At 37.9% G+C, this 1,658-nt stretch carries 2 protein-coding genes; both read left to right on the top strand.

The window, feature by feature from the left end; all coding sequences use genetic code 11:
* Positions 1–1,182, top strand: a 1,182-nt coding sequence (locus QVO39_RS01580; protein ID WP_288171461.1) for an outer membrane beta-barrel family protein, incomplete at its 5' end; no start/stop codon positions are given.
* A gap of 3 nt (positions 1,183–1,185) precedes the next feature.
* Complete coding sequence (locus tag QVO39_RS09115; RefSeq protein WP_353867181.1) at positions 1,186–1,299, top strand: cysteine peptidase family C39 domain-containing protein; 114 nt, start codon at positions 1,186–1,188, stop codon at positions 1,297–1,299.
* Positions 1,300–1,658: the final 359 nt, after the last annotated feature.

Below are 1,658 nucleotides of genomic sequence, written 5' to 3'. Positions count from 1 at the left end.
GATTATGCTGTATCAAATGCAAATAGAAACCAGATCACGAAAGAAGAGCTGGGTAACTTAGAGAATCAATTAGAAAACGATAATGGCAGTCAAAACCAATTAGCCTCCTTAATGGCTGATGTAACGACACCTATCAATGAGAAAATAACACTTCAGATCGGAGGTCAATACGATTACCTCCAAAATAGGAATGTCCTCTCCAATAATACACATAGCACTATGGAAGAAAAGAGGGATTCCCAGTCAAAAGAAAGTATTTTTGCTCTTTATGCAGGAATGATGTTTCATCTCGGAAAATTCAATGGCAATATAGGACTGCGATATGAAAAAGGAAATTATCTATTCCAAGCCAAAGAAAGGAGAGAGGATTTTTCTTCAAATCAATTGTTACCATATTTCTCTGTAGCTTTCCCTATAAAGAATACGTCGCATTCTCTAAGCTATAAGTATAGTACGATTCGACCTTCTCTAGGATTGCTAGGTAATTATTCATATTACCTCAATCGATATAATATCCAAGAGGGTAATCCCAGTCTCCGTCCACAATTGACCCATAGTTTTGACTACTCCTTAATATGGCGATCATTATATTTTTCGGCAAACTACCAGTACATTCAAGACCCTATTCTCCCTCTGTCTCAGGTGGTATGGAATGAAGATCATAGAACTGTAAGGAGTTCATGGTATAATCTAAAAAAGCAACATAATCTCACCCTCTTATTAAATTATAATACAGTTGTGGGCTGGTACCGACCTTCCTTGACGTTGGCATATATGTTTAATGTCAACTATTTAGAATTGGAGCCACAAAAAGAGGAGTGCTTATTTAGACCACTCCCTTTCGTTAATTTACAGAATACCTTTTCTTTCCCTTCAATAGATATAAAGTTCAATTATCAGTTTACGGGCAAAGGATATTCAAGAATTTTCCTCATTCAGCCTCAGCATATCTTAAATCTGTCATTACAAAAGACTTTCTATGAAAATCGTTTGACTATCACTTTTTATTGGAATGACATTTTGAGACAAGCTGTTGACAAATATTCAACGAGTTATCAAGGTCTTATCTTTACTCAAAATGAAGATCAAGATAGAAGCAGATTTGGAGTGAAAATTAATTATCGCTTAAAAACGACAAAAAAGCAACAAATACAGAGTACAGAGCAGCTACAACGATTGTAATTGATGATACAAGATGTGAAATGTGTTAATCAAAAAGATGCGATGGATTGTGGACCAGCGTGCTTGGCTATGGTAGTCAAGCACTATGGACGCAGTCCTTACCCCGCCATCTTTTGAGGAAACACTTTGGCAAATTGAGTGATATCCATTTGGTTATATCTTTTATGTGAGTTATCTTTGCTGTACTAAAGGAGACTGCTAAGACGCGTGCACCGATTTTAGGTGCATTCAACGGCTTAGCGGTCTCTCTTTTTACAATCACCTCTCCAGAGAATGTTGCACGAAGGATGAGATGCAAGGCGCTGAGGATGAGACCGAAGGGAGCTTACTTGCGTACGTGACCTAGACCGAATTCCAAAAGCAACGCCGCAGATCGCCTTCGTGTAACAGTCTCAAGTCTTAAAGTTTTAGTACATTGCACAGCGATGCTCAAGTAGTATCGTCTGGAGAAGGTAGTAACCCAAAAAGTGTGTAAG

Origin of the sequence: Porphyromonas sp. CAG:1061, assembly GCF_000435035.1 — a bacterium.
Lineage (GTDB): Bacteria > Bacteroidota > Bacteroidia > Bacteroidales > Porphyromonadaceae > Porphyromonas_A > Porphyromonas_A somerae.
This window is presented reverse-complemented; position numbering and strand designations above follow the sequence as displayed.